The organism is Variovorax sp. FG153 (assembly GCF_057809595.1).
Window position 1 is genome coordinate 63,936 of sequence record NZ_JBMDKG010000008.1, and the last position, 26,537, is coordinate 90,472.

A 26,537-nucleotide genomic window follows, 5' to 3' on the forward strand; every position below is an offset into this window, starting at 1 on the left:
ACAAGGCGGGAACGGCGGGGGCTTCAGCGCGCCGGCGTGTCCGCCTCGCGCGGCAGGAAGGCATCGCCCGGCGTCAGCGGCGCATGCCGGTAGCTCGCGGGCGTGCGGCCCAGCTTCACGGGTGCACCGATGCCGCGATAGCCTCCTTCGAGCTCGACCACCATGCCGCGGTGCGCCGTGTGCGGATGCTCGAGCGCGGCGGCCACGGGCAGCACGGGCGCGGCCGGCACGCCCGCTGCCATGAGCTGCTCGACCAGCACGCGGCCGTCGAAGGCGGCCATGGCGGTCTCGAGTTGCTGCTTGAGCGCGTCGCGGTTCACCGAGCGCGCGCCCGCGGTGGCGAAGCGCGGATCGGTGGCCAGCGCGGGCAGGCCGATGCAGCCGCACAGGCTCGCGAACTGGCGGTCGTTGCCGACGGCGACGAACACGGGGTCGGTGCCGGTGGCGAGGGCGTCGTAGGGATAGATGTTGGGATGGGCGTTGCCGGTGCGGCGCGGCGCGCTGCCGTCCATGAACCAGTTGGCGGCGTGCGGATGCAAGAGCGAGATGCCGCTGTCGTAGAGCGCGGCCTCGACGAACTGGCCGCGTCCGCTGCGCTGGCGTTCCTGCAGCGCGAGCAGCACGCCGATGACGGCGTTGAGGCCGGTCACCATGTCGACCACGGGCAGGCCCACGCGCAGCGGCCCGCCCTCGGCCTCGCCGTTGACGCTCATGATGCCGGTCATGGCCTGCACGGCGGCGTCGTAGCCGGGCAGCGCACCGAGCGGACCGTCGGCGCCGAAGCCCGAGACGCGGCACCAGACCAGGCGCGGAAAGCGCTGCGACAGGGTCTCGTAGCCGATGCCCCAGCGTTCCATGGTGCCGGTCTTGAAGTTCTCGATCAGCACGTCGGCCTCGGCCACCAGCGCGAGCAGGGCGGCGCGGCCTTCCTCGGTCGAGAAGTCGAGGTGCTGCACGCGCTTGTTGCGGTTGAGGCCGTGGTAGTAGGAAGCCACGCCATCCTTGAACGGCGGGCCCCAGGTGCGCGTGTCGTCGCCCTGCGGCGGCTCGATCTTGAGCACGTCGGCGCCATGGTCGCCGAGGATCTGGCCGCAGTAGGGGCCGCCGAGGATGCGGGAGATGTCGAGCACGCGGATGCCCGCGAGTGCGCCTTGTGTCATTTCTTGTTCCCTTTGTCTTGTCGTTCGGGGCACGTGCGGCGGATCGGTTGCGGATGCGCTAGTCGAGTTGCGCGCCCGACTTCTTGACCACGTCCTTCCACTTCGCCGACTCGCTCGCGATGAACTGGCCGAGCTTCGGCGGCGAGGTGTCGGCGCTGGCCTCGAGGCCCTGGGCCGCGAACATCTGCTTGACCCTGGGCGAGTTCAGCACCTCGGCGAAGGCATGGTTGAGCTTCGCCACGCGATCGGCCGGCGTGCCCGCGGGCGCGACGATGCCGAAGAACACGCTCACGTCGTAGCCCTTGTAGCCCTGCTCCGAGATCGTGGGCACCTCGGGCAGCGCCTGCGAGCGCGCGAGGGTGGCCACGCCCAGCGCGCGCAGCTTGCCGGCCTTGACGTAGGGCAGCGCGGTGAGGATGTCGGTGAAGGTCATGCTGACCTGGCCGCCCAGCAGGTCGTTGAGCGCGGGGCCGGTGCCCTTGTAGGGGATGTGCTGGAAGTCGGTGCCGGCAATCGAGTTGAACAGCACGCCCGCGAGGTGCGAGGAGGCACCGTTGCCCGAGGAGGCATAGCTGAGCTTGCCGGGGTTGGCCTTGGCATAGGCGACGAGCTCGGGCACGGTCTTCACCGGCAGCGCGGGATTCACCACCAGGATGTTCGGCAGGTAGCCGACCTGGATCACGGGCGTGAAGCTCTTGACCGGGTCGTAGTTGATCTTGCGGTAGAGACTGGCGTTGATCGCGAGCGGGCCCGAGGTGCCGAACAGCAGCACATGGCCATCGGCCTCGGCGCGCGCCACGTACTCGGCGCCGATGTTGCCGCCCGCGCCGGCGCGGTTCTCCACGATCATCGGCTGGCCCATGCGGTCCTTCATCTCGGCCGCGAGCGTGCGCGCCATCGCGTCGGTGGGACCGCCGGGCGGGAAGGGCACGACCAGCATCATCGGCTTGGACGGGAAGGCGGTGTCGGCCTGCGCGGCGGGGGCCGCGGCCAGCAGGCCGGCGCAGGCGGTGGCCAGCGCGAGGACGGAAGCGAGGTGTTTCATAGAGGAGGTCTCCGTTCTTTGTTCGAGGGAAGGGCTCAGGCCGCGGTCCAGTCCGCGGGCAGCGCATCGGGCGCGAGCGGATCGCGCGGCAGCACGCGGTGCAGCAGCGCGAGCTGCGACCAGCGCAGCCGCGCGGCCGAGCCGGTGCGCGCGGCCTCCCAGGCCATCGCGCTCGCACTGGTGCAGTGGTAGAGCGCCGAGGCGGCCTGGCGCGCGAGCACGTCGCCGCCTTCGCGCGCGGCCGTCTCGGCCAGCGCGGCGGCGCGCGCCAGCGCATCGCGCAGCGCCTGGGCGAAGGCCGGGGCCGGTTCGGCTTCGGCGATCAGCTTTTCGCAATGGGCGCGCAGCACCGGCAGCGAGCCCTCGCGCTTGACGGCGCGGATCACGTCGAGCGCGACGATGTTGCTCGTGCCCTCCCAGATCGAGCCCAGGTGGGCATCGCGCACCAGCCGTGGATCGCTCCATTCCTCGATGTAGCCGCAGCCGCCGCGCACCTCCATCGCATCGCCCGTGACCTTGCGCGCATCGCGGCAGGCGCGGAACTTGATGAGCGGCGTGAGGATGCGCAGGAGCGCGTAGGCATCGGGCTCGCCGGCATCGGAGCGCGCGAGCGCCAAGGCGGTCTGGCAGACCATGGTGCGCGCCTGCTCGGCCGGCACGCGCAGCTTGTCGAGCTGGCGCTGCATCAGCGGCATCCGGTCGAGCGTGCGGCCGAAGGCCTGGCGCTCGGCCGCGATGTACTCGGCCTCGGCCACCGCGCGGCGCATCAGGCCCGCGGCGCGCACGCCGTTCGACAGCCGCGAGTTGTTGACCATGTCGGCCATCTGCACGAAACCGCGGCCTTCCTCGCCGACCAGGAAGGCGAGCGCGCCCTCGAGCCGGATCTCGCCGCTGGCCATCGAGCGCGTGCCGAGCTTGTCCTTGAGCCGGATGATCCGGTAGTGGTTGAGGCTGCCGTCGTCGAGCCGGCGCGGCAGCAGGAACAGCGACACGCCTTTCATGCCGGCCACGCCGTCCTCGGCGCGCGCGAGCACCATCGCGAAGTCGGCGTCGGGGTTCGAGCAGAACCACTTGTCGCCCGTGAGGCGCCAGCTGCCGTCGGCCTCGCGCCGCGCCAGCGTGGCGGTGGCGGCGATGTCGGAGCCCGCGGCCTGCTCGGTCATGAACATCGCGCCCTGCGCGAGTTCGTCGAAGTCGAGCGAGGTCAGGCGCGGCAGGTACTTCTGCACCAGCGCGGGCGCGCCGAACTTCTTGAGCGTGCGCGTGAGCGAATCGGTCATCGAGACCGGGCAGCACAGGCCGAACTCGGCCTGCACGAACAGGTAGGTCAGCGCGTATTTCACGAGCGGCGGCATGCGGCCCTTCCAGCCCAGCGTCTCGTCGCGATGCGAGATCGCGGCCAGGCCGAATTCGCTGAGCGCGAGGCGCTCCATCTCGACGTAGGCCGGATGCTTGATCACCTGCTGCTCGTCGAGCCCGATGCGCGTGCGCTGCATCAGGGTGGGCGGGTTGCGGTCGGCGGTGCCGGCCAGCTCGTCGAGCCTGCCGCCCGCGAGGCCGCCGAGGCGCTCGAGGTGTGGCCGCAGGTGGCGCAGCAGGTCCTCGGGCAGGTAGAGCGCGAGCAGCGACTGCAGCTCGGTGTCGACGCTGTAGAGGTTCTGACCGTGGCGGTCGGGGATGGGGTGAACGGCGGGCGCTGCAGGCACGGCAGACGTCTGGGGCATGGCTTGTCTCCTGGATTCGCGCCATTGTTCAAGCCGTGACGATCCGTGTCTAATATCGTTTGGGTCTTGCTCGATTCGATTTGCCTATTCATGGAACTGCGTCACCTGCGCTATTTCTCCGTGCTCGCCGAGGAGCTGCACTTCGGGCGCGCGGCGCGCCGGCTCTCGATCTCGCAGCCGCCGCTGTCGGTGGCGATCCGCCAGCTCGAGGACACGGTGGGCGCGCGCCTGTTCGAGCGCAACAGCAAGGAGGTGCGGCTCACGCCCGCGGGCGATGCGCTGCGCGTGTCGGCGCGCCGGCTGCTGCAGCAGGCCGAGGAGGCCGCGCTCGAGGCGCGCGATATCGCGCAGGGCTCGGCCGGCCGGCTGCGCATCGGCTTCGTCGGCGCGATGCTCTACCGCGGCCTGCCGCAGGCGCTGCGTGCGTTCCAGGCCAAACATCCGGCGGTGCGCATCACGCTGGCCGAACTCAACTCGGGCGTGCAGATCGCCGAGCTGATGCACGACCGGCTCGACCTCGGCTTCGTCCACACCGCGCGCATGCCGCCCGAGCTGCAGCACCGGCTGCTGCTGACCGAGCCTTTCGTCTGCTGCCTGCCCGCGGGCCATGCGCTGGCGCGGCGGCGCGCGCTCGCGCCGGCCGAGCTGCGCGGCGAACCCTTCGTGCTGTTCTCGCGCGAGGCCTCGCCCGACTACCACGAGCGCATCCTCTCGATCTGCGCCGACGCGGGTTTCCATCCCGAGGTGCGGCACGAGGTGCGGCACTGGCTCGCGGTGGTCTCGCTGGTGTCGCAGGGCATGGGCGTGGCGCTGGTGCCGCAGGCGATGCGGCACTCGGCGTTGAGCGGTGCGGTGTTCCGTCCGCTCGACCGCGAGGTCACGCCGTCGGAGGCCTACGGCGTGTGGCGCGCGGGACCGCCGAACATGCTGGTGCAGCGGTTGCTCGACGGGCTCGCGAAGAGTCTGCGCGAGAGCGCGAAGCGCTGAACGCGGACGCCGTTCTGCACCGTCTTCGTGGCAGGGCCGTGACCATGCGGGGCATCGACCCCGCGCCGCGCCGGGCTACCGGAACCGGTGATGCCCAAGGCCTTGCGAAGGCTTTAGTATTCCCGCCAACCTCGCCGTGGCCCGGGCCTTCAAGAGCACGCCAGAAAAAAGGGGTGCCGCCAGGGGGTTCAGATCAACGACATGGCCGAGTCGACGCCAGCATGCCCAAAGGTATCCCCAATTCCGCCGCCATGTACGGCATCTTCACCCGGCCCTGGGGCTACGAGGTCTCCGTCATGCGCAACGGAACCCGCCATTACCGGCAGTTCGGCCGGGCGAGCTACGGCGGCGCCGAACAGGCGCTCGCGCATGCGCAGGACTGGCGCGACGCCATCGTGCGGCAGCACCCGCCGATCGCGCGCCGCGCGCGGGCCGAGCAGCCGCGCGCCAACAACAGCACCGGCGCGCCCGGCGTCTACAGCCGCGTCGCGCCCGACGGCCGCGTGCGCGCCTGGCTCGCCAAGACCTACATCGCCGAGGACCAGATCCTGCAGACCTATTTCTCGGTCGATGGCGCCGACCGCGCGGCCCATGCGGCGGCGCTGGCCGAGCGCGCGCGCCAGCTCGCGCAGATGACCGGCCTGGCGCACGTGCACCCGGCCGAGGAAGCGATCCGCCGCGAGACCGATGCCGCGCCGCGCGCGCGCACGGCGCGGCTCTCGCGCGCGGAGATCGTGCGGCGCAACAACTCGAGCGGCACCAGCGGCGTGCAGTTCAAGTCGCCGCGGCCCGACCATCCGGGCTACTGGATGGCGATCACCTTCATCGCCGGGCGCGGCACCGTCAGCAAGGCCTTCTCGGTGAAGACCCATGGCGAGCAGGCGGCCAAGCGGCTCGCGATCGCCGAGCGCGAGACGCAGCTCGCGCTCAAGCGGCAGCTCGACGGCGCGGAGCTGGCGTCCTGATGGCGGCGCGTGCGTGCAGGGCCGGGCCGGCGGGCACGGCCGGGGCGGTGCTGCCATGAGCCTCAAATCGTTGAACCGGCTGCTGCGCGTGGCCTCGCACCTGCTCGACCAGGCCGCGGCCGACGTGCGGGCCTGCGGCCTCGAGCCGGCCACCGAGCAGGTGCACCGCATCGGCCGCGCGATGGTCGAGCTGATCGAGGTGCAGCGCCGGATCTATGCCGAGCAGCCCGAGCTGCAGCCGCGCACGCTCGCGGCCTCGCGCCGCGAGGCCGATGCCAACCGGCTGTTCACGCAACTGATGCTCGAGGCGCTGGACCTCGAGGACGCGGGCAACGTCGCGGCCGCGCTCGAGAAGTACACGCAGTTCATCGGTCTCTCGCCCTCGCACCATCACCGCGAGATCGTGCGCGAGGAGATCCGCCGGCTGTCGGCGCCGACGGTTCAGGCGTAGATCGGGTCCTCGGCCATCGCCTCGCACTGGTCCTGCAGCATCTGGACCTGGCCCTTCCAGTAGTCGCTGCTGCCGAACCAGGGGAAGTTGATCGGGAAGATCGGGTCTTCCCAGCGCCGCGCGAGCCAGGCGCTGTAGTGGATCAGGCGCAGCGTGCGCAGCGGCTCGATCAGCGCGAGCTCGCGGCGGTCGAATTCGCGGAACTGCTCGTAGCCGTCGAGCAGCCCGGAGAGCTGCGCGGTGCGCTGGGCGCGCTCGCCCGACAGCAGCATCCACAAATCCTGCACCGCGAAGCCGGTGCGCGCGTCGTCGAGGTCGACGAAGTGCGGGCCGCCGTGGGGGCGGTCGGTCGGCGTCCAGAGGATGTTGCCGGGGTGCACGTCGCCATGCAGGCGCAGCTTGCGCGGCCCGTCGCCAGCGGCGGCCGAGCCTGAAAGCGGGGTCGCGGCGATCATCTCGAGCGCCTCGTTGCAGGCCTTCTCCCAGTCGCGCTGCACGTCGAGCGGCAGCTTGTCGTGCGCCAGCAGCCAGTCGCGCGAGGCGGTGCCGAAGTTCCGCAGGTCGAGCGCGGGCCGCGCCTCGAAGGGGCGCGCGGCGCCCACGGTGTGGATGCGCGCGAGAAAGCGTCCGACCCATTCGAGCACCTCGAAGTCGTCGAGCTCGGGCGCGCGGCCGCCGCGGTAGGGGCTCACGCTGAAGGCGAAGCCGGCATGGCGGTGCAAGGTGGCGCCGCCGAAGGCCAGCGGTGGCACGGCGGGGACCTCGGCCGCGGCGAGTTCGAGCGAGAAAGCGTGTTCCTCGAGGATCTCGGCCTCGCTCCAGCGGCCGGGCCGGTAGAACTTGACCACCACGGCCGGGTGCGGCTGCGGGTCCTCGAGGTGCACCTGGTAGACCCGGTTCTCGTAGGAGTTGAGCCCGGTGAGCCGGCCGTCGCCGTGCAGGCCGAGGCCCGCGAGCGCGTCGAGCACCACGTCGGGCGTGAGGCTCTCGTAGGGATGGGCAGGGTGGCCGGCGGGCGCCGCGGGGGAATCGGGAATCATGCGGCGATTGTCGTCGCCCGCACCCCGCGCGTTTTTCAGAGGCCGCCGGGGTGCGCGTGCAGCGACAGGATGTGGCCGGTGCGCGGATCGCCCTTGCCGGCCAGCACCTGGGCATAGGCCGCCTGCGCGGCCGCGCCGCCGTGGTGGTGCTCGGCGCGCAGCCAGGGGCTCGCGGCATCGGTCGCGCGTGCGGTGAAGGCCTGCCAGGCCGCCACCATGCGGCGGCTGAATTCCTCGGCGCCCCATTCGGCGGTGCGCTTCTTGATCTGCGCGGGCGCGAAGAACAGCGTGGCGCGCGGGCCCGCGAGCTCGCGGGTGGCGCCCTTGGAGGCCAGTTCCTCGACATGCGTGCCGCCGATCGCGCAGCTGTAGCGCAGGCCGGTGAAGCGCGCATGGATCGCCTCGCGCAGCGCGCCGTTGCCCGCGAAGTCGATGTAGACGCAGGGCGTGTCGGCGGGCAATTCGTCGAGCGCGTCGTAGCGCAGCACGCGGTGGTAGCAGCCCAGGCTCTCGCAGTAGCCGACGTTGGCGGCCGAGGTCAGGCCGACCACCTCGATGCCTTCGCGCTGATGCAGCTGGAACGCGGTGCCGTAGGCCGTCTTGCTCGAGGCGCTCGACAGCAGCATGGTGCGCGCGCCGAAGAAGTCGTTGTCGGCCATGAAGTCGTCGATCAGCCAGGAGGTGATGAACAGCGGGCGCAGCAGCGCCTGCGTGTCCTCGCTGTCGGCGGTGTAGAGCGGGTCGGCATTGCAGCGGAAGTACTGGTTGTAGACCGCCGGCAGCTCGGCGCGGTGCGCGGCGCCGTCGGCGAGGCGCTCGGGCGACAGCCGCGTGGGACTGAGCACCGCGCTCGTGGCCATGGGCCAGTAGCCGTAGAGGCGCTCGCCCACGGCCACGCCCGGATGCAGCGACTGCACCACGCTCGCGAAGCCCCACACGGGGATGTTGCCCCAGGCCTCGTCGCCGGTGGGGAAGAAGCGCCAGTAGCTCATGGCGTCGCCGAAGGCGGCGTAGGTGATGTTGTTCGAGGTCAGCGCGAAGCTGTCGATGCGCACGCGCACCTGGCCGTCGGCCAGCGGGGTGTCGGTGCTGTCGTCGAGGCGGGTGTCGCCCAGTCGGCTCTTGCGGATCTGCAGGCTGAGGGTGGTGCTCATGGCGTGTCGAGGCTCCGTGGCTGCGCGGCGTTCCGGCCGCTGGGGTGGCAAGGGGTGCGTCCACGTGACATTAGCCAAGCTTCGTGAAAGGCGCCATCGCGCAGGTCGCCGGCGCGTCACGCGCGGGACAAGCGCGCGCACGCAAAAAAGCCCCGCGAGCGGGGCTTCGTCATGGAGCGCGGGAGGCTCAGGCGATCGTCAGTTCGACGTCGATGTTGCCGCGCGTGGCGTTCGAGTACGGGCAGACCTGGTGGGCCGTGTCGACCAGCTTCTGCTTCTGTTCGGCGTCGAGGCCGGGCAGCGTGATCGCGAGCTTGACCGCGATGCCGTAGGCGGCGCCGCCATTCGTCGGACCGAGGGAGACGCTGGAGTCGATCGCCACGTCGTCCGGCACCTTGACGCCGATCTTCGGGCCCACGGCCTTCATCGCGCCGATGAAGCAGGCAGCGTAGCCGACCGCGAACAGCTGTTCGGGGTTGGTGCCGGGCTTGCCCGAACCGGGCGAGCTCAGCTGGACGTCGATCGCGCCGTCGCTGGATTTGCCGGCGCCGTCGCGGCCGCCCGTGGTGTGGGCCTGGGCGGTGTAGAGCACTTTGTCGAGCTTGGTGGTCATGGTGATGTTTCCTTGGTCGAAGTGGAACGGTGGTTGAAGAAAGCCGTCGTGGTCCGGAATGGCACGCGGCGGGAGAAACCTGTTGTAGTGATTGAAATGGCTTGCTTGCTCAGGCGGCCTTGCGGATGCGGTCGCGCAGCGCTTGAATCTGGTGGGTGAGGTCCACGAGCTCGGGCACCGAGCATTCGGAGGCCGCGAGCAGGCATTCGGGCACGTGGCCCGCGCGCGCCTTGAGGCGACGGCCCGCGGCCGTGAGCGTGATGTGCACGCGGCGCTCGTCGGCCACGTCGCGCACGCGGGCCACGAAGCCGTTGGCCTCGAGGCGCTTGAGCAGCGGGGTGAGCGTGCCCGAGTCGAGCGAGACGCGCTCGCCGAGCTCGGAGACCATGGGACCGTCTTTTTCCCACAGGGCGAGCATCACCAGGTACTGCGGGTAGGTGAGGCCGAGCTTGTCGAGCAGGGGCTTGTACAGGCGGGTCATGGCCAGCGAGGCGGAGTACATGGCGAAGCAGAGCTGGTTGTCCAGCTTCAGGAGTTCGTCTTGCGTCAAGGAGGGCATGGGCGAATTATGGCACTCAATTAAATTGTGTGCAAAGTATTTCGTGACGCGGGGTTTTCAGGCGCCCTCTCCCGGCGGGAGAGGGGAGGAAAAATCAGGGGCGCTTCATCAGCGCATCGGCCACCGCGGCGAAGCCCGGCAGCGTCAGCGGGTCGTTGCCGGCATTGGCGGCGATCGGGTGCGCCGCGTAGCGCACGATCACCATCTGTGCCGCCGGGTCCACGTAGATGCTCTGGCCGTGGATGCCGCGCGCCATGTAGGCGCCGTGCGCGTTGTTCGACACCCACCACATGTTGCGGTACGACCAGCCCGGCAGCAGGCCGTAGCCGGCCTTCGCGAACTTGGCGGTGTCGCCGCCGCGGCGGATGTCGTCGACCACCGCCTTCGGGAACACCTGCTGCCCGTTGGGCGCGCGGCCGCCGTTGCGCAGGGTCTCGCCGAAGCGCGCGAGGTCGCGCAGCGTGGTGTTGAGGCCGCCGCCGCCCGATTCGGTGCCGATGCTGTCGACCATGAAATAGGCGTCCTGCTCGGCGCCGATGCGGCGCCAGATCTTCTCGCTGAGCAGGTCGGCCAGCGACTGGTTGCTGGCGCGGCGCAGGATCCAGGCCAGCACCTCGGCATTGATGGTCTTGTAGCCGAAGGCCTCGTCGTGCGCGCCTTCCTTCTTCTGCAGCGCGAGGAACTCGTAGAAGGTCTTCGGGCCGCTGTAGCCGGGCGCGCGCGGGATGAAGCCGCCGGCGCGCGAGTAATCCCAGATCTCGGCCTTGGGGTCGGCGTAGTTCTCGGAATAGCGCACGCCGATGGTCATGTCCATCACCTGGCGCACCGTGGCGTCGCCATAGGCGCTGTCCTTGAGCTCGGGCACGTATTGGGTCACGGGCGCCGCGGGGTCGAGCTTGCCCTCGTCGGCGAGGATGGCCGCGAGCGTGCCGACGAAGGACTTGGTGACCGACATCGCGAGGTGCGGCCGCTCGGGCGTGAGCGCGCCGAAGTACTTCTCGTACACCACCTGGCCGCGGTGCAGCACCAGGAAACCGTCGGTGTAGGTGTTGGCGATCATCTGGGCGACGGTGCTGTCCTCGCCCGACAGCGACTTGAAGCGGATGCCCTCGATCTGCTCGGGCGTCACGCCCGTGGCGGCCGGCAGCGGGCTCGCGGCGCCGCTGCCGCGCCACACGTTGGCGGTGGGCACGACCTCGCGCACGTGCGAGAAGGTCCAGCGGTTGCGCGGGAAGGCGTTGCCGGCGGGGTTCTCGAAGGTGATCAGCTTGTCGGGCGGCGGCGGGAAGCCGCGCATCCAGCCGAGCGCGTCGACGGAGGTGGCCGCGGGATCGGGCAGGGCCGCGGGCGCGGCCGGTGCCTGGGCGTGGAGGGAGGTGTTCACGGCGGAGAGGGTCAGGGCGGCCAGGGCCGCGCGCAGTCGCAGGGTCATGGTGAGAGGGGAAGAAGAGGGGAGGAACGGGGGCGTTCGTCAGCGCCCGCTGAAGCGCGCGGGCCGACGCTCGATGAAGGAGCGCACGCCCTCGGCCGCGTCCTCGCTGTTCGACAGCCGCTTCTGCGTCTCGATGAACTCGCCGACCGCGGCCAGCGGTCCGTGCTCGATCGCCTTGAGCACGTTGAGGCGCGTGGCCACCACCGCCAGCGGCGCCTGCGCGGCGATGCGCTGCGCGATCGCGAGCGCCTCGTCGAGCTCCTGGCCCGCGGGCACCACCTTCTGCACGAAGTTCAGGCGATAGGCCTCGGCGCTGCCGAACTCGTCGGCCGTCAGCAGGTGCAGCATCGCGTTGCCGAGGCCCGCGCGCTCGGCCATGCGCAAGGTGGCGCCGCCCGTGGCCATGATGCCGCGCTGCACCTCCATCTGCGAGAAGCGGCAGTTGTCGGCCGCCACCACGATGTCGGCGCCGAGCATCAGCTCGATGCCGACCGTGAAGCAGATGCCCTTGACCGCCACCACCATCGGCTTGGTGCGCCGGCGATAGCCCTCGAGGCCGAAGTCGTGCGGCTCCACCAGGCCCTGCGGGATCGCCTTCTCGCCGCGCTTCATGTAGTCGGCCACCGCGGGCAGGTCGAGGCCGGCCGTGAAGTGGTCGCCGAAGGCATGCAGCACGCCCACGCGCAGCTTCGGGTCGTCGTCCAGACGCGTGTAGGCCTCGGCGAGCTGGCGGAACATCGGCGGCGTCCAGCCGTTGCGCTTGGCGGGCCGGTTGATGCCGATCAGCAGCACGTGGTCGAGCACCTGGGTGTCGATGCAGCCTTCGGTCGGCGGGGTGGTGGGCGTGGCGGTCATGGCGTTCCCGGTCTCCTCGTTCTTCGGCGCGTCAGTAGGTGTAGACGCCGCGGCCGGTCTTGCGGCCCAGCTGGCCGGCGGCGACCATTTCCTTCAGCAGCGGGCAGGGGCGGTATTTGGAGTCGCCGAACTGGTCGAGGTAGACCTCCATCACCGCGAGGCAGACGTCCAGGCCGATCATGTCGGCCAGCGCCAGCGGGCCGATCGGCTGGTTGCAGCCCAGCTTCATGCCGGCGTCGATGTCCTCGGCGGTCGCGATGCCCTCGGACAGCACGAAGAAGGCCTCGTTGATCATCGGCACCAGGATGCGGTTGACCACGAAGCCCGGCGCGTTCTTCACCGTGATCGGCGACTTGCCCAGGCGCTCGGCCAGTTCCTTCACCGTGTCGTGGGTGGCGTCGCTCGTGAGGTAGCCGCGGATCAGCTCGACCAGCGCCATCATCGGCACCGGGTTGAAGAAGTGCATGCCGATGAAGCGGTCGGCGCGCGAGGTGGCGGCGGCCAGCTGCGTGATCGAGATCGAGGAGGTGTTCGAGGCGATGATGACCTCGGGGCCCACGAGCTCGTCGACCTGCTTCAAGATCTTGAGCTTGAGCGCGTGGTTCTCGGTCGCGGCCTCGATCACGAGCTGCGCGCCCTTGAGGTCATCGTAGTTGGTCGAGCCCTGGATCAGTGCCAGCGCGGCGGCCTTCTGCTCGGCGGTGAGCTTTTCCTTCTTGATCAGCCGGTCGAGGCTGCCCGAGACGGTGGCCAGGCCCTTGTCGACCGCCGCCTGCGCGACGTCGATCATCACCACCTTGACGCCCGCCACCGCACAGGCCTGCGCAATGCCGTTGCCCATCGTGCCGGCGCCGATGATGCCGACGGTCTGAATCGCCATGAGAAATGCTCCTTGAGAAAACGAAAGGGGAAGAAAAGAGAAGGCGGGCCAGCCGCCGTGCCGTCCATTGTGGATCAGCCCCGCCGGCGCGTCGTTGCCGCGGGCGACACGGGTGGCTTACAGTGCGCGCTCGCGCTTTTCCCCTCTTTTTCTTCCCTCCCGAACCGACAGAAGCCGCCATGACCACCCTCGGCACCCCCCTCTCCCCCTCGGCAACCCGCGTGATGCTCCTCGGCTCCGGCGAACTCGGCAAGGAGGTGCTGATCGCCCTGCAGCGCCTGGGCGTCGAGACCATCGCCGTCGACCGCTACGAGAACGCACCCGGCCAGCAGGTGGCCCACCATGCGCGCACCATCGTCATGAGCGACCCCGCGCAGCTGCAGGCGCTGATCGAGGCCGAGAAGCCGCAGCTCGTGGTGCCCGAGATCGAGGCCATCGCCACGCCGATGCTGCAGCAGCTCGAGGACGCGGGCACGGTGCGCGTGATCCCCACGGCCCGCGCCGCCCGCCTCACGATGGACCGCGAAGGCATCCGCCGCCTGGCCGCCGAGACCCTGGGCGTGCCCACCAGCCCCTACAAGTTCTGCGACTCGCTCGCCGAGCTGCAGGCCGCGATCGACGCGGGCATCGGCTACCCCTGCATCGTGAAGCCCGTGATGAGCAGCTCGGGCAAGGGCCAGAGCAAGATCGACGGCCCGGCCGATGTGCAGAAGGCCTGGGACTACGCCATGGCCGGCGGCCGCGTGAGCCATGGCCGCGTGATCGTCGAGGGCTTCATCGACTTCGACTACGAGATCACGCTCTTGACCGTGCGCGCCAAGGACGCCGGCGGCGCCGTGAGCACCCGGTTCTGCGAGCCCATCGGCCACGTGCAGGTCAGCGGCGACTACGTCGAGAGCTGGCAGCCGCACCCGATGGCGCCCGCCGCGCTGCGGAAGGCGCAGCAGATCGCCGAGGCGGTCACGGCCGACCTCGGCGGCCAGGGCCTGTTCGGCGTCGAGCTGTTCGTCAAGGGCGAGCAGGTCTGGTTCAGCGAGGTCAGCCCGCGCCCGCACGACACCGGCATGGTCACCATGGCCACGCAGTGGCAGAACGAGTTCGAGCTGCATGCGCGCGCGATCCTCGGCCTGCCGGTGGACACCACGCTCAAGAGCCCGGGCGCCAGCGCGGTGATCTACGGCGGCGTCGATGCCCAGGGCATCGCCTTCGACGGCGTGGCCGAGGCGCTGCAGGTGCCGGGCGTGGACCTGCGCCTGTTCGGCAAGCCCGAGAGCTTCGTCAAGCGCCGCATGGGCGTGGCGCTGGCGCATGCCGCCGACGTGGAGACCGCGCGCGCCAACGCCAAGGAAGCGGCTTCGCGCGTGAAGCCGCGCCAGGCCTGAACGCTGCGGCCGCCCGGTTGCGCGCGCGACAGCGGTAGCCAGTTTTCGCAAGCCGCGCCGCGCAGGCGCAGGCATGGTGCCGGGGCTGACGAAAGACGCCGGCCCTGGGGAGGGATGCGGGTGCATGCGGATACCGTCCGCGCGCGCCGCGCTCCACACTGGGTCGATCGATCGATCCACCGGAGACACCATGCTGCATCCCCAGGCCCGCGCGCTGCTCGACTTCATCGAGGCGCGCGGCATCCCGCCGACCCACACGCTGTCGCCCGCCGACGCGCGCGCCTTCTACCGCGAGCGCCGCGCCGCCACCCAGCCGCTGCCGGCCGAAGTGGCCGAGGTGCGCGACCTCGCGGCCGACGGGCCGCACGGCCCTATTCCCGTGCGCATCTACCGGCCGCTGGCCTCGGGCGCCGGCCCGCTGCCGGTGCTGGTGTATTACCACGGCGGCGGCTGGGTCATCGGCGACCTCGACACGCACGACGTGCTGTGCCGCGAACTGGCCAACGGCGCCGGCTGCGCGGTGGTGGCGGTCGACTACCGCATGGGCCCCGAGCACCGCTTCCCGGCCGCGGTCGACGACGTGCTGGCCGCCACGCGCTGGGTGCGGCGCGAGGCCGCGGCGCTGGGCGTGGACGCGAGCCGCATGGCGGTGGGCGGCGACAGCGCCGGCGGCAATCTCGCGGCGGTGGTGGCGATCGCCGCGCGCGACAGCGCCGACCTGCCGCTCGTCTTCCAGCTGCTGATCTACCCGGCCACCGACATGCGGCGCGGCCATCCGTCGCACCAGACCAACGGCCAGGGCTACCTGCTGACGCGCGACACGATGACCTACTTCCACGACCACTACATCACCGATGCGAAGCACGACCTCGACTGGCGTGCCTCGCCGCTGCTGCACGGCGATCTGTCGCGGCTGCCGCCGGCGCTGGTGCTCACGGCCGGCTACGACCCGCTGCGCGACGAGGGCCTGGCCTATGCCGAGGCGCTGACCGCGGCCGGCAACAGCGCGAACTACGTCTGCTTCGAGCGCCAGATCCATGGCTTCGTGACCATGGGCAAGGTGCTCGACGAGGCCAACACCGCGGTCGCGCTTTGCGCCACCGAGTTGCGTCGCGCGTTCGCGGCGCCACGGCCGCAGGCCTAGGGAAAGTCCCCGCGCAAATCGGTGCCGCGCCGCGCGCGTGCCCCGCTACGATCAGCCCCACAACGACGCCGACCCAGGGCCCGTGCCCTGGCCCAGGCCCCCGAATGCAGGAGACAGACACCATGCAGGGAACGAGGATGGCGCCGTCGACGCAAGGCGGTGCCCGCGAGGGTCGCGGCCAGGGCGAACGCCTGATGTGGCTCACCACGCAGCGCGTGTTCTACGCCGGCCTGCTGGGCCGTGCCGCCGTGCGCACCATGGGCGGCCATGGCGTCTATATCTCTCCCGCGGGTGCACCGCCCAACCGCCTGCGCGTGGGCGGCGGCGCCTGGCAGAGCGGCGAACTGCTGGTGGTGCCGCCGCAGGTGCCGATCGAGATCGAGAGCGCGCATCCGCTGATCCTCAACCTGCTGATCGAATCGGAGTCGGTCGATCCCGCGCGCATGCCCGACTGGCTGCAGCACTGCGGCCCGGTGCAGGCACCGGCCTTCGTCCAGCGCGTGCGCGAGAGCCATGCCCAGCTGCTGGCCGCCTCGGCGCGCGGCCAGCGCTTCGACGGCCTCGACTTCGACCGCCAGTTCTTCGGCGCGCCGCTCGCGCCGCGCGCGCTCGATGCGCGCATCCGCAAGGTCATCGACACGATCAACGCCGATCCCGCGGCCGCCACCTCGGCCGAGGAATGCGCGGCCTCGGTGCACCTCTCGTTCTCGCGCTTCCTGCACCTGTTCAAGCAGGAGACCGGCATGGCCTTCCGCGCCTTCCGCGCCTGGAAGCGCGCGCGCAGCCTGCTGCGCTACGTGCGCCAGACCGCCACCCTGACCGACATCGCGCTCGAGGCCGGCTATCCCGACTCCACCCATTTCAGCCATTCGATCCGCCAGGTCTATGGCCTGAAGCCCAGCGACATCCTGGCCGGCTCGCGGCGCCTCGCGCTGCACGACGCCGCCGGCGCGGCCTACCGCCCCTTCACGTCCCCGTTCCGTCACCTGCGCCAGTAAGGCCAAGGAGGTTCCCGTCGTGCAGATCCTCCAGCTCCTGCTGTCGGGCATCGCGCAAGGCTGCATCTACGGCCTGATCGCGCTCGGCTTCGTGCTGATCTACAAGGCCACCGAGACGGTGAGCTTCGCGCAGGGCGACCTGATGATGCTTGGCGCCTTCGCCGCGTTCGCGGGCATGTCGCTGTTCGGCATGCCGTTCTGGCTCGCGGCCGTGCTCGCCATCGCCGCGATGGCGGCCTTCGGCGTGCTGCTCGAGCTGGTGGTGATCCGCCCGATCCTCGGCCAGCCGCAGTTCTCGATCGTGATGCTCACCATCGGCATCGCCTACGTGGCGCGCGGCCTGGTCACCATGGTGCCGGGCATCGGCACCGAGACCCATGCGCTGGCCGTGCCCTACAAGGACCGGATCTGGAAGCTCGGCGAGCTGGTGGTGAACCTCGAGCAGCTCGTGATCATCGTCGCCACCGCGATCCTCTGCGGCCTGCTGTTCGCGATGTTCCGCTACAGCAAGCTCGGCATCGCGATGCAGGCCTCGTCGCAGAACCAGCTCGCGGCCTACTACATGGGCATTCCGGTCAAGCGGCTCAACGGGCTGGTGTGGGGGCTGGCGGCCGCGGTCGCGGCCATCGCCGGCATGCTGCTCGCGCCGATCACCTTCGTGCACGCCAACATGGGCTTCATCGGCCTCAAGGCCTTTCCGGCGGCGGTGGTCGGCGGCTTCGGCAGCCTGCCCGGCGCGATCGTCGGCGGGCTGGTGATCGGCATCGTCGAGTCGTTCGCGGGCTTCTACCTGCCCGACGGCTTCAAGGACACGGCGCCGTACATCGTGGTGCTCTTGATGCTGATGATCAAACCGAACGGTCTGTTCGGCGAGAAGCTGCGCAAGAAAGTCTGAACATGCGCTACATCTTCAAGACTTCCTACGACCAGGACATCCGGCTCGCCAAGCATGGCGGCCAGGTCTTCTGGTATGGCCTCTTGTGCATCTTCCTGCTGGCCGCGCCCTGGGTCATCGACGAGTACTGGCTCGCGCAGCTGACCTTCGTGCTGATCTACGGCATCGTCGGCCTGGGCCTGATGCTGCTCGCGGGCTTCACGGGCCAGTTCTCGATCGGCCACGCGGCCTTCCTCGGCACCGGTGCCTACACGCAGGGCGTGCTGACCAACCTCGGCGTGCCGTTCCCGCTCGCGCTGGTCGCGGCCGCGGCGCTGTCGGCCGGCGTGGGCGTGGTGGTGGCGCTGCCGGCGCTGCGCGTGAAGGGCATCTACCTGGGCATCGCGACGCTCTCGTTCGGCTTCATCGTCGAGGAGGTGTTCGCGCGCTGGGAGAGCGTGACCGGCGGCAACGCGGGCCTGCACGTGAAGTCGCCGCAACTCTTCGGCTGGTCGCTGGGCTCGGGCGACGGCTTCTACTTCCTGTGCCTGCTGGTGGCGGTGCTCAGCACGCTGGGCATCCTGAACCTGCTGCGTTCGCCGACCGGCCGCGCCTTCGTGGCGATCCGCGACTCGGAGATCTCGGCGCAGAGCATGGGCATCCATCTCGCGCGCTACAAGACGATGTCGTTCGCGATCTCGGCCGCGCTCGCGGGGCTCGGCGGCGCGCTCTATGCGCACAAGCTGAGCTTCATCTCGCCCGACCAGTTCAACATCCTGCAGTCGATCGACCTGCTGCTGATGGTGGTGATCGGCGGGCTCGGCTCGGTGCACGGCGCCTTCCTCGGCGCGATCTTCCTGATCGCGATGCCGCAGCTGATCTCGATGGGCAAGGACTGGCTGCCCGCGGTGATCGGCCAGGCGCCGGGCCTGCAGGGCTTCGTCTACGGGGTGGTGCTGATCGTGTTCGTGCTGTTCGAGCCGCTGGGCCTGTACGGGCGCTGGCTCAAGGTGCGCACCTACCTGCAGCTGTTTCCGTTCTACCGCAAGGGCCTGTTCAAGCGGCAGAAGTCCTTCACCAAGTCGGATCGCCTGAGATGAGCGGCGGCGACATCCTTCTCTCGGCCCGGGACCTGAGCGTGCGCTTCGGCGGCGTGCTCGCGGTCAACAAGGTCAGCTTCGACGTGCGGCGCGGCGAGGTGTTCACGCTGATCGGGCCCAACGGCGCGGGCAAGACCACGGTGTTCAACCTGATCAGCCGCATCTACACGCCGACTTCGGGCCAGATCACCTGGCATGGCGAGGCCGGCGGCGCGGTGGCGCTGACCAGCCAGGCGCCGCACGCGATCGCGGCGCTCGGCATCGCGCGCACCTTCCAGAACATCGAGCTGTTCGAGCATGCGACGGTGCTGCACAACCTGCTGATCGGCCGCCACACGCACCGGCGCAGCGGCTTCTGGCGCGAGCTGTTCTTCACGCCGGCCACGCGGCGCGCCGAGATCGAGGCGCGCGAGAAGGTCGAGCAGGTGATCGAACTGCTCGACCTGCAGCACCACCGCGACGCGATGGTGGCGGGCCTGCCCTACGGCGTGCGCAAGGTGGTGGAGCTGGCGCGCGCGCTGTGCACCGAACCCAAGCTGCTGCTGCTCGACGAACCCTCGTCGGGCCTCAACGTCGAGGAGACGGCCGACATGGCGTTCTGGATCCAGGACATCCAGCACGAGCTCGGCGTGTCGGTGCTGATGGTGGAGCACGACATGTCGCTGGTGTCGAAGGTGTCGGACCGCGTGCTCGCGATGAACCAGGGCGAGGTGCTGGCCACGGGCTCGCCGCGCGAGGTGCAGGCCGATGCGCGCGTGGTGGAGGCTTACCTCGGCACGGTCGACGACGTGAGCAGCCTGCGGAGGGTTCGAGCATGAGCGACGTGGTTCTTCAGTTGCTCAACGTCGAGAGCGCCTACGGCCCGATCAAGGCCATCCGCGGCGTGAGCCTCCAGGTGCGCCAGGGCGAGATCGCGACCGTGCTGGGTTCCAACGGCGCCGGCAAGACCACCATCCTCAAGACCATCTCGGGAATCATCGATCCGCGCAAGGGCAGCATCGAGTTCCAGGGCCGCGACATCACGGCCAGGGACCCGGCCCACATCGTGCAGCAGGGCCTGAGCCACGTGCCCGAAGGCCGCGAGGTGTTCCCGCTGCTGTCGGTGCGCGACAACCTGCTGATGGGCGCCTACACGCGCCAGGACCGCGACGGCGTGGCGCGCGACATCGAGACCGTGTTCGGCTACTTCCCGATCCTGCGCGAGCGCGCCACGCAGGACGCCGGCCTGCTCTCGGGCGGGCAGCAGCAGATGCTCGCGATCTCGCGCGCGATCATGGCGGCGCCGCAGCTGATCCTGCTCGACGAGCCCAGCCTGGGCCTGAGCCCCAAGCTCACCAAGGAGATCTTCGAGATCGTGGTGCGCATCAACCGCGAGCGCGGCACCACCATCCTGCTGGTGGAGCAGAACGCCAACATGGCGCTCAACGCGGCCGACCACGGCTACGTGCTCGAGAACGGCCGCATCGTGATGGAGGACAGCTGCGAGCGGCTGCGCGAGAAGGAGGACATCAAGGAGTTCTACCTCGGCGTGAAGGACGAGGGCGTGCGCGGCGAGCGGCGCTGGAAGAAAAAGAAGACCTGGAGGTAGCACCGATGAGCAGCACCTTCACACTGCGCGCGCCGGCCGGCCTCTGGGACCTCGCGCACCTGCAGCCCCGCACCGAGGTGGTGGTGCCGGGCGACACCATCCCGGCCGTGTTCTGGAAAGCGGTCGAGTTGCGCCGCGACAAGGTCTGGATGCGGCAGAAGGAGTTCGGCATCTGGCGCAGCTGGACCTGGGGCCAGACCGCCGAGGCGGTGCGCGAGATCGCGGGCGGCCTGATGGCGCTGGGCTTCGCGGCCGGCGAGTGTGCCTCGGTGCTGTCGAACACCGTCATCGAATGGGTGCTGGCCGACGTGGCGGTGCTCAGCTGCGGCGGCGTCTCCAACGGCATCTACCCGACCGACGCGGCCTCGCAGGTGCAGTACCTGTGCGAGGACTCGCGCACCACGGTGCTGTTCGTCGAGGACGACGAGCAGCTCGACAAGGCGCTCGAGGTGCGCGCCGCGCTGCCGCTGCTGCGCAAGGTGGTGGTGTTCGACATGGAGGGCCTGCGCGAGCTCGACGATCCCGACGTGCTGAGCCTGGAGGCCCTGCGTGCCCTGGGCCGCGCGCACCTGGCCGCGCATCCGCGGGCGCTCGAGCAGCGCGTGGCCGCCTGCCGCGCCGAGGACCTCGCGATCCTGGTCTACACCTCGGGCACCACCGGCAAGCCCAAGGGCGCGATGCACAGCCACGGCGGGCTGGTCTACACCATGCGCGGCTACAACACGCTGCTGGCACAGGACGAGAGCGACGAGCGCATGTGCTTCCTGCCGCTGTGCCACATCGCCGAGCGCATGGGCGGCGAGTACTTCGCGATGTACACCGGATCGATCCTCAACTTCGTCGAGAACCCCGAGACCGTGCCCGAGAACGTGCGCGAGATCGCACCCACGGTGTTCACGGCCGTGCCGCGCGTGTGGGAGAAGTTCTATTCGGGCGTGATGATCGCGCTCAAGGAGGCCAGCCGGCTGCAGCAGGCGGCCTACGGCTGGAGCATCGGCGTGGGCCAGCAGATCGCGCAGCGGGTGCTCGAGGGCCGGCCGGTGGGCGCGGGGCTGCGCCTGAAGTTCCGCCTGGCGCGCTGGCTCGCGCTCGACAACGTGCGCAAGCTGATCGGCATCCACCGCGCGCGCTTCCTCGTGACCGGGGCCGCGCCGATCTCGCCCGAGCTGGTGCGCTGGTACCTCGCGCTCGGCGTGCCGATGCTCGAGGTCTGGGGCATGACGGAGTCGTGCGGCGCCTCCACCGGCGTGCCGGTCACGCGCATCATGCCGGGCTCGATCGGCCCGGCGGCCGGCTACAACGAGGTGCGCCTCGATCCGCAGACCGGCGAGATCCTGGTGCGCGGCCCGAACGTCTTCATGGGCTACCTGAACCTGCCCGAGAAGACCGCCGAGACCATCGACGCCGAGGGCTGGCTGCACACCGGCGACGTCGGCACGGTCGACGCGGAAGGGTATTTCCGCATCACCGACCGCATGAAGGACATCATCATCACGGCAGGTGGCAAGAACATCACGCCGAGCGAACTCGAGAACGAACTCAAGTTCAGCCCCTACGTCACCGACGCGGTGGTGATCGGCGACAAGAGGCCCTACCTGACGGTGATCGTGATGATCGACCAGGAGAACGTCGAGAAATTCGCGCAGGACAACGACGTGCCGTTCAGCAACTACGAAAGCCTCACGCGCACGCAGGAGGTGCTCGACCTGATCCAGGGCGAGATCGACCGCGTCAATGCGAAGTTCGCGCGCGTGGAGCAGATCAAGAAGTTCTTCCTGCTCGAGACGCAGCTGAGCGCCGAGGACGAGGAGCTGACGCCGACCATGAAGCTCAAGCGCAAGCTGGTGCAGACCAAGTACGCGCCGCGCATCGAGGCCATGTACCGATGAGCGCATCGAAGAACGTCCCGATCGCCACCCGATTTTTTCGCCAACCCGAGGAGACAAGCGCATGAAGCTCAAGACACCGACGATGCTGGCCGTGCTGGGCCTGGCCGCGACGCTCGCGTCCGCGCAGCAGGGCGTGACCAAGGACGAGATCCGCATCGGCACGATCCAGGACCTCTCGGGGCCGCTCGCCGGCTTCGGCAAGCAGGCGCGCAACGGCATGCAGCTGCGCGTGGACGAGCTCAACGAGCAGGGCGACGTCAACGGCCGCAAGCTCAAGCTCTACGTCGAGGACTCGGGCTACGACCCGAAGAAGGCCGTGCTGGCGGCGCAGAAGCTGGTGAACCAGGAGAAGATCTTCATCATGGCCGGCCACATCGGCACGGCGCAGAACATGGCGGCGATGCCGGTGCAGTTCGACAAGAACGTCGTCAACTACATGCCGATCACCGCGGCGCGCGAGATGTACGAGCCGCTCAACCGCCTCAAGTACTCGTTCGCCGCCACCTACTACGACCAGATCCGCCTGGCGCTGCCGAAGATGGTGAAGGACAAGGGCGCGAAGAAGGTCTGCACCATCTACCAGGACGACGAGTTCGGCCTCGAGGTGCAGCGCGGCGCCGAGGCCGGCCTCAAGACCGTGAACATGGAGCTGGCCGAGAAGACCTCGTTCAAGCGCGGCGCCACCGACTTCAGTTCGCAGGTTGCGAAGATGAAGGCCGCCAACTGCGACCTGGTGGTGCTCGGCACCATCATCCGCGAGACCATAGGCACGGTGGGCGAGGCGCGCAAGACCGGCTTCAACCCGACCTTCCTGGGCTCGAGCGCGGCCTACACCGACCTGATCCACAAGCTCGGCGGCAAGGCCATGGACGGCATCTACGCGACCATGACGGTGCAGAACCCCTACACCGACGAGCAGTCGCAGCCGCTGCGCTTCTGGGCCAACAAGTACAAGACCAAGTTCAACGAGGACCCGACCGTGTTCTCGGTCTACGGCTACGTGATCGTCGACTCGTTCATCAAGGCGGCGCAGAAGGCCGGCCCGAACCTCACGACCGACAGCTTCATCAAGGCCATGGACAGCATCACCTTCGAGCCCGACATGTTCGGCAGCCCGAAGAGCACCTACACCGCCACCAAGCGCCTGGGCAACGACCAGTCGCGGCTGTCGCAGATCAAGGACGGCAAGTGGGTGGTGGTGTCGGACTACGTGGCACCCTGAGGCCGGGCCCCGGCGGCGGGGCGGGCGGCTATATTGCGCGGCATCCCATCCTCGCGAGAACGCCATGCCCCAGTACTGGCTGATGAAATCCGAGCCCGACGAGGTCTCGATCGACGATGCGCTGGCCGCGCCCGACGCCACCGTGGCGTGGACCGGCGTGCGCAACTACCAGGCCCGCAACTTCATGCGCGACGGCATGAAGGTCGGCGACGGCGTGCTGTTCTATCACTCGAGCTGTCCCGAGCCCGGCATCGCCGGCCTCGCGCGCGTGGCCTCGGGCATCAAGCCCGATCCCACGCAGTTCGACCCGAAGTCGCCCTACTACGACGCGGCCTCGAAGCAGGACGATCCGCGCTGGCTGCTGGTGGACGTGCAGGCGCTGCGCAAGACGCGCCTGCTGGCGCTGCCCGAGCTGCGCGCGAAGCCCGAACTGGCCGAGCTCACGATCCTGCGCAAGGGCAACCGGCTGTCGATCACGCCCGTGGAGCCGGCGCACTGGAAGATCATCGAGAAGATGCTGGGCTGAGCCGGCCCGCATCCGGTCGCGCTACTTGGCGAGGATCGGGAACAGCTTGCCCAGGCCGTCGGTCATCACCTCGACCGCCAGCGCCGCGAGGATCAGGCCCATGAGCCGGGTCATGATGTTGATGCCGGTCTTGCCGAGCACGCGCGCTATCGGCTGGGCGAGCGAGAAGGCGATGGCCGTGGCCAGCGCCACCACCACGCCGTAGCCCACGAGCACCGCGAGCTCCCACAGGTGCCTGGCCTTGTCGGCGTAGATCACCACGGTGGAGATGGTGGCCGGGCCGGTGAGCAGCGGGATGGTCAGCGGCACCACCGCGATCGAGGCGCCCATCGAGGCCTTGACCTCGGTGGCGCGCAGCTCCTCGACGTTGGTCTTGCTCTCGGCCGGCTGCGCGTTGAGCATCGACAGCGAGCTCATCAGCAGCAGCAGGCCGCCGCCGACCTGGAAGCTCGCGATCGAGATGCCGAAGAAGGACAGGAGCTGCAGGCCGATCAGCGCGCTGACCGCGATCACCACGAAGGCGCTGAAGGCCGACATGCGCACCGTGCGGCGGCGCTGCGCGTCGGAGTAGCCCTGCGTGTAGTGGATGAAGAAGGGCACGATGGCCAGCGGGTTGACGATCGCCACCAGCGTGACCAGCGGCTTGATCAGGTCCATCGAGGTGCTCATCAGCGTCCTCCCGAGACGTCGAGCAGGGCCATGGTGGTGTAGCTGGCCTCGTCGGACAGCAGCCACACGATCGCGTTCGCCACCTCTTCCGCGCTGCCGGGGCGCTTCATCGGCACCGAGGCGGCGAGGTCGAAGGCCCGGTCGGGCATGCCACCCGAGGCATGGATCTCGGTGTCGATCAGGCCCGGGCGCACCGCGTTGACGCGGATGCCTTCGTCAGCCACTTCCTTGGCCAGGCCGAGCGTGAAGGTGTCGATCGCGCCCTTGCTCGCGGCGTAGTCCACGTACTGCTCGGGCGAACCCAGCCGCGAGGCGGCGCTCGAGAGGTTGACGATGACGCCGCCCGTGCCGCCGTGGCGCGTGCTCATGCGGCGCACCGCCTCGCGCGCGCAGACGAAGCTGCCGATCACGTTGATGCGGAACATGCGTTCCAGCCGCGCCGCGCTCATCTCGTCGACGCGCGCGCGCACGTCGACCACGCCGGCGCTGTTGACCAGCGCGGTGAGCCGGCCGAGCCTGGCGTCGACCTGCTCGAACATGGCCATCACCTGCGCTTCGTCGCCGACATCGGCCTGCACCGCGATCGCCTTGCCGCCCGCGGCGCGGATCGCGCGCACGACTTCGTCGGCCGCGAGCGAGTTGCTCGCGTAGTTGACCGCCACGGCATGGCCGCGCCGCGCCGCCAGCAAGGCGGTGGCGGCGCCGATGCCGCGTCCGCCCCCCGTGACCAAGAGCACCTGCTGGTTCAATTCCGATCTCCTGCACAAAAGCTGCGCGTCAGTTAAAACCGTCGGTCCGGATTACATCACCGAGGGTGGCTCGCAAGTCGCGGGCCTTACCCGCAGTACCGGGATGTTCCGGCGGCGCTTCGTGCGCGGAGGTGAAATTCATGAGCAAGACCATCGACTACTACTTCCCCCCCCAAAGCCCCTGGACCTACCTGGGCCATGCCCGCTTCGCCGCGATCGCGGCCGCGGCCGGCGCCACGGTGCGCGTGCGACCGGTGGACATGGGCAGCATCTTTCCGGTCTCGGGCGGGCTGCCGCTGGGCAAGCGCGCACCGCAGCGGCAGGCCTACCGGCTGGTCGAGCTGGCGCGCTTCTCGAAGCACCTGGGGATTCCGCTGCATCCGAAGCCGAAGTTCTTTCCGGTCGCGGGCGACGACGCGGCGCGGCTGATCATCGCGGTCGATCTCAACGACGGCTGCGAGGCCGCGATGCGCATGTGCGCGGCGGTGTTCGGCGCGGTGTGGGCGCAGGAGCGCAACATCGGCGACCCCAAGGTGCTCGAGGCGCTGGTGGCCGAATGCGGCCTGCCGGCCAAGCGCGCCGAGCAGGCGCAGAGCCAGGCGGTGCAGGAACGGTACGAGGCCTACACGCAGGAGGCCATCGACATCCAGGTCTTCGGCGCGCCGAGCTACGTGATCGACGGCGAGATCTTCTGGGGCCAGGACCGGCTCGATTTCGTCGAACGCGCGCTGCGCGCGGGGCCGGCGGGCTGAACGCCGCCGACACGCACCGGACACGCACCGGACACGCATCCTCTCCATCCTTCCCATTGCCATCAAAGGAGCAACAACTCATGGGTCAATTCATCGATCTCACCGCCAAGGACGGCTTCGTCTTCCCCGCCTACGTGGCCGAACCCGCCGGCACGCCGCGCGGCGCCGTCGTCGTGGTGCAGGAGATCTTCGGCGTCAACTCGCACATCCGCTCGGTGGCCGACGGCTACGCGGCCGCGGGCTACCTGGCCGTCGCGCCCGCGACCTTCCACCGCGTGAAGCCCGGCGTCGAGCTCGGCTACAGCGAGGACGACATGAAGACGGGCTTCGGCCTGAAGACGGCCGTGGAGGCGCTGCCCGCGCCCGGCGTGCTGCAGGACATCGAGGCCGCCGTGGCCTACGCGGCCAAGGCCGGCAAGGTCGGCATCGTCGGCTACTGCTGGGGCGGCCTGCTGACCTGGCGCGCCGCCGCGCTGGTGCCCGGCCTCTCGGCCGCCGCGCCCTACTACGGTGGCGGCATGACCTCGCCCGAGGAAACCGCGCGTCAGCCCAAGGTGCCGGTGCAGGCCCACTTCGGCAACCAGGACCACTGGATCCCGCTCGACACCATCGAGAGCTTCAAGAAGGCCCATCCCGAGGTCGAGGTGCACGTGTACCCGGTGGGCCACGGCTTCAACTGCGACCAGCGCGGCTCGTACGACGCCGACGCGGCCAAGCTGGCGCGCGAGCGCGTGCTGGCCTTCTTCGCGCAGCACATCGGCTGAGCACGCTCGCTTCGT

27 protein-coding genes are annotated in these 26,537 nt (G+C 69.7%); 15 read left to right on the forward strand and 12 right to left on the reverse strand.

Annotated features, from left to right (window positions below; genetic code table 11):
* Window positions 1-23 precede the first annotated feature (23 nt).
* The 3 genes from ACODT0_RS11895 to ACODT0_RS11905 are packed head-to-tail and all read right to left on the reverse strand — an operon-like array spanning window position 24 to window position 3,929.
* Window positions 24-1,160 (reverse strand): CaiB/BaiF CoA transferase family protein, encoded by a 1,137-nt coding sequence (locus tag ACODT0_RS11895; RefSeq protein ID WP_261215207.1) that lies wholly within the window; start codon window positions 1,158-1,160, stop codon window positions 24-26.
* 58 nt (window positions 1,161-1,218) lie between these two features.
* On the reverse strand, window positions 1,219-2,205 hold the full coding sequence (locus ACODT0_RS11900) for a Bug family tripartite tricarboxylate transporter substrate binding protein (RefSeq protein ID WP_489041367.1): 987 nt from the start codon (window positions 2,203-2,205) through the stop codon (window positions 1,219-1,221).
* A 35-nt stretch (window positions 2,206-2,240) separates the two neighbouring features.
* Window positions 2,241-3,929: an acyl-CoA dehydrogenase family protein gene (locus ACODT0_RS11905; RefSeq protein ID WP_489041368.1), complete on the reverse strand. Its 1,689-nt coding sequence runs from the start codon at window positions 3,927-3,929 to the stop codon at window positions 2,241-2,243.
* A 90-nt stretch (window positions 3,930-4,019) separates the two neighbouring features.
* Between ACODT0_RS11905 and ACODT0_RS11910 the strand changes: the two genes are divergently transcribed.
* The 3 genes from ACODT0_RS11910 (at window position 4,020) to ACODT0_RS11920 (ending at window position 6,332) form a co-directional block, all read left to right on the forward strand.
* Window positions 4,020-4,916, forward strand: coding sequence for a LysR family transcriptional regulator (locus tag ACODT0_RS11910; protein WP_057595131.1), 897 nt, complete (start codon window positions 4,020-4,022; stop codon window positions 4,914-4,916).
* A 221-nt stretch (window positions 4,917-5,137) separates the two neighbouring features.
* Window positions 5,138-5,881, forward strand: a complete 744-nt coding sequence (locus ACODT0_RS11915; protein ID WP_261215212.1) for an AP2 domain-containing protein — start codon at window positions 5,138-5,140, stop codon at window positions 5,879-5,881.
* 55 nt (window positions 5,882-5,936) lie between these two features.
* The gene (locus ACODT0_RS11920) at window positions 5,937-6,332 is read left to right on the forward strand and encodes a hypothetical protein (protein ID WP_057595129.1); all 396 of its coding nucleotides are present in this window, start codon (window positions 5,937-5,939) and stop codon (window positions 6,330-6,332) included.
* Here the strand turns inward: ACODT0_RS11920 and ACODT0_RS11925 are convergent.
* From ACODT0_RS11925 to ACODT0_RS11955, 7 genes are all read right to left on the reverse strand, one after another.
* Entirely contained in the window at window positions 6,323-7,372 is a 1,050-nt protein-coding gene (locus ACODT0_RS11925) for a serine/threonine protein kinase (RefSeq protein ID WP_413761715.1), read from the reverse strand. The two genes, ACODT0_RS11920 and ACODT0_RS11925, sit on opposite strands and share 10 nt — an antisense overlap.
* Window positions 7,373-7,407: 35 nt before the next feature.
* Window positions 7,408-8,526: a DUF2855 family protein gene (locus ACODT0_RS11930; protein WP_489041369.1), complete on the reverse strand. Its 1,119-nt coding sequence runs from the start codon at window positions 8,524-8,526 to the stop codon at window positions 7,408-7,410.
* 187 nt (window positions 8,527-8,713) lie between these two features.
* Window positions 8,714-9,139: an organic hydroperoxide resistance protein gene (locus tag ACODT0_RS11935; RefSeq protein WP_057595126.1), complete on the reverse strand. Its 426-nt coding sequence runs from the start codon at window positions 9,137-9,139 to the stop codon at window positions 8,714-8,716.
* Window positions 9,140-9,248: 109 nt separating this feature from the next.
* Window positions 9,249-9,698 (reverse strand): MarR family winged helix-turn-helix transcriptional regulator, encoded by a 450-nt coding sequence (locus ACODT0_RS11940; RefSeq protein WP_057595125.1) that lies wholly within the window; start codon window positions 9,696-9,698, stop codon window positions 9,249-9,251.
* Window positions 9,699-9,792: 94 nt separating this feature from the next.
* Window positions 9,793-11,130 (reverse strand): serine hydrolase domain-containing protein, encoded by a 1,338-nt coding sequence (locus ACODT0_RS11945; protein ID WP_489041370.1) that lies wholly within the window; start codon window positions 11,128-11,130, stop codon window positions 9,793-9,795.
* Between the two features lie 39 nt (window positions 11,131-11,169).
* A complete protein-coding gene (locus ACODT0_RS11950) occupies window positions 11,170-11,985 on the reverse strand; it encodes a crotonase/enoyl-CoA hydratase family protein (RefSeq protein WP_057595123.1) in 816 nt (271 codons plus the stop codon).
* Window positions 11,986-12,016: 31 nt separating this feature from the next.
* A complete protein-coding gene (locus ACODT0_RS11955; RefSeq protein WP_093355279.1) occupies window positions 12,017-12,865 on the reverse strand; it encodes a 3-hydroxybutyryl-CoA dehydrogenase in 849 nt (282 codons plus the stop codon).
* Between the two features lie 179 nt (window positions 12,866-13,044).
* Here ACODT0_RS11955 and purT point away from each other — a divergent pair, with 179 nt between their 5' ends.
* The 10 genes from purT to ACODT0_RS12005 all read left to right on the forward strand — a co-directional run bounded on the left by purT (window position 13,045) and on the right by ACODT0_RS12005 (window position 23,588).
* Window positions 13,045-14,247 carry a formate-dependent phosphoribosylglycinamide formyltransferase gene (purT, locus tag ACODT0_RS11960; RefSeq protein WP_489041371.1) on the forward strand — a complete coding sequence of 401 codons (1,203 nt, stop codon included), beginning with the start codon at window positions 13,045-13,047 and terminating at the stop codon, window positions 14,245-14,247.
* Between the two features lie 190 nt (window positions 14,248-14,437).
* A complete protein-coding gene (locus ACODT0_RS11965) occupies window positions 14,438-15,391 on the forward strand; it encodes an alpha/beta hydrolase (RefSeq protein WP_422099707.1) in 954 nt (317 codons plus the stop codon).
* A gap of 122 nt (window positions 15,392-15,513) precedes the next feature.
* On the forward strand, window positions 15,514-16,389 hold the full coding sequence (locus ACODT0_RS11970) for a helix-turn-helix domain-containing protein (RefSeq protein WP_057595119.1): 876 nt from the start codon (window positions 15,514-15,516) through the stop codon (window positions 16,387-16,389).
* Between the two features lie 19 nt (window positions 16,390-16,408).
* On the forward strand, window positions 16,409-17,284 hold the full coding sequence (locus ACODT0_RS11975) for a branched-chain amino acid ABC transporter permease (RefSeq protein ID WP_057595118.1): 876 nt from the start codon (window positions 16,409-16,411) through the stop codon (window positions 17,282-17,284).
* A 2-nt stretch (window positions 17,285-17,286) separates the two neighbouring features.
* Window positions 17,287-18,363, forward strand: a complete 1,077-nt coding sequence (locus ACODT0_RS11980; protein ID WP_489041372.1) for a branched-chain amino acid ABC transporter permease — start codon at window positions 17,287-17,289, stop codon at window positions 18,361-18,363.
* Window positions 18,360-19,181, forward strand: a complete 822-nt coding sequence (locus ACODT0_RS11985; RefSeq protein ID WP_203203899.1) for an ABC transporter ATP-binding protein — start codon at window positions 18,360-18,362, stop codon at window positions 19,179-19,181. Before ACODT0_RS11980 ends, ACODT0_RS11985 begins: the two co-directional genes overlap by 4 nt.
* Window positions 19,178-19,951, forward strand: coding sequence for an ABC transporter ATP-binding protein (locus ACODT0_RS11990; RefSeq protein WP_093355294.1), 774 nt, complete (start codon window positions 19,178-19,180; stop codon window positions 19,949-19,951). Before ACODT0_RS11985 ends, ACODT0_RS11990 begins: the two co-directional genes overlap by 4 nt.
* 5 nt (window positions 19,952-19,956) lie before the next feature.
* A complete protein-coding gene (locus ACODT0_RS11995; RefSeq protein ID WP_479671398.1) occupies window positions 19,957-21,840 on the forward strand; it encodes an AMP-dependent synthetase/ligase in 1,884 nt (627 codons plus the stop codon).
* Window positions 21,841-21,901: 61 nt separating this feature from the next.
* On the forward strand, window positions 21,902-23,062 hold the full coding sequence (locus ACODT0_RS12000; protein ID WP_057595113.1) for an ABC transporter substrate-binding protein: 1,161 nt from the start codon (window positions 21,902-21,904) through the stop codon (window positions 23,060-23,062).
* A gap of 64 nt (window positions 23,063-23,126) precedes the next feature.
* Window positions 23,127-23,588 carry an EVE domain-containing protein gene (locus ACODT0_RS12005; RefSeq protein ID WP_057595112.1) on the forward strand — a complete coding sequence of 154 codons (462 nt, stop codon included), beginning with the start codon at window positions 23,127-23,129 and terminating at the stop codon, window positions 23,586-23,588.
* 21 nt (window positions 23,589-23,609) lie between these two features.
* Here ACODT0_RS12005 and ACODT0_RS12010 read toward each other — a convergent pair whose 3' ends face one another.
* Window positions 23,610-24,257, reverse strand: a complete 648-nt coding sequence (locus ACODT0_RS12010; RefSeq protein WP_413761709.1) for a MarC family protein — start codon at window positions 24,255-24,257, stop codon at window positions 23,610-23,612.
* Complete coding sequence (locus ACODT0_RS12015) at window positions 24,257-25,006, reverse strand: SDR family oxidoreductase (RefSeq protein ID WP_261215237.1); 750 nt, start codon at window positions 25,004-25,006, stop codon at window positions 24,257-24,259. Before ACODT0_RS12015 ends, ACODT0_RS12010 begins: the two co-directional genes overlap by 1 nt.
* Before the next feature lie 140 nt (window positions 25,007-25,146).
* On the opposite strand from ACODT0_RS12015, the gene ACODT0_RS12020 reads away from it, so the two are divergent.
* Both ACODT0_RS12020 and ACODT0_RS12025 read left to right on the forward strand, forming a co-directional pair.
* Entirely contained in the window at window positions 25,147-25,758 is a 612-nt protein-coding gene (locus tag ACODT0_RS12020) for a 2-hydroxychromene-2-carboxylate isomerase (protein ID WP_413761707.1), read from the forward strand.
* A gap of 80 nt (window positions 25,759-25,838) precedes the next feature.
* On the forward strand, window positions 25,839-26,522 hold the full coding sequence (locus tag ACODT0_RS12025; protein WP_057595109.1) for a dienelactone hydrolase family protein: 684 nt from the start codon (window positions 25,839-25,841) through the stop codon (window positions 26,520-26,522).
* Window positions 26,523-26,537: the final 15 nt, after the last annotated feature.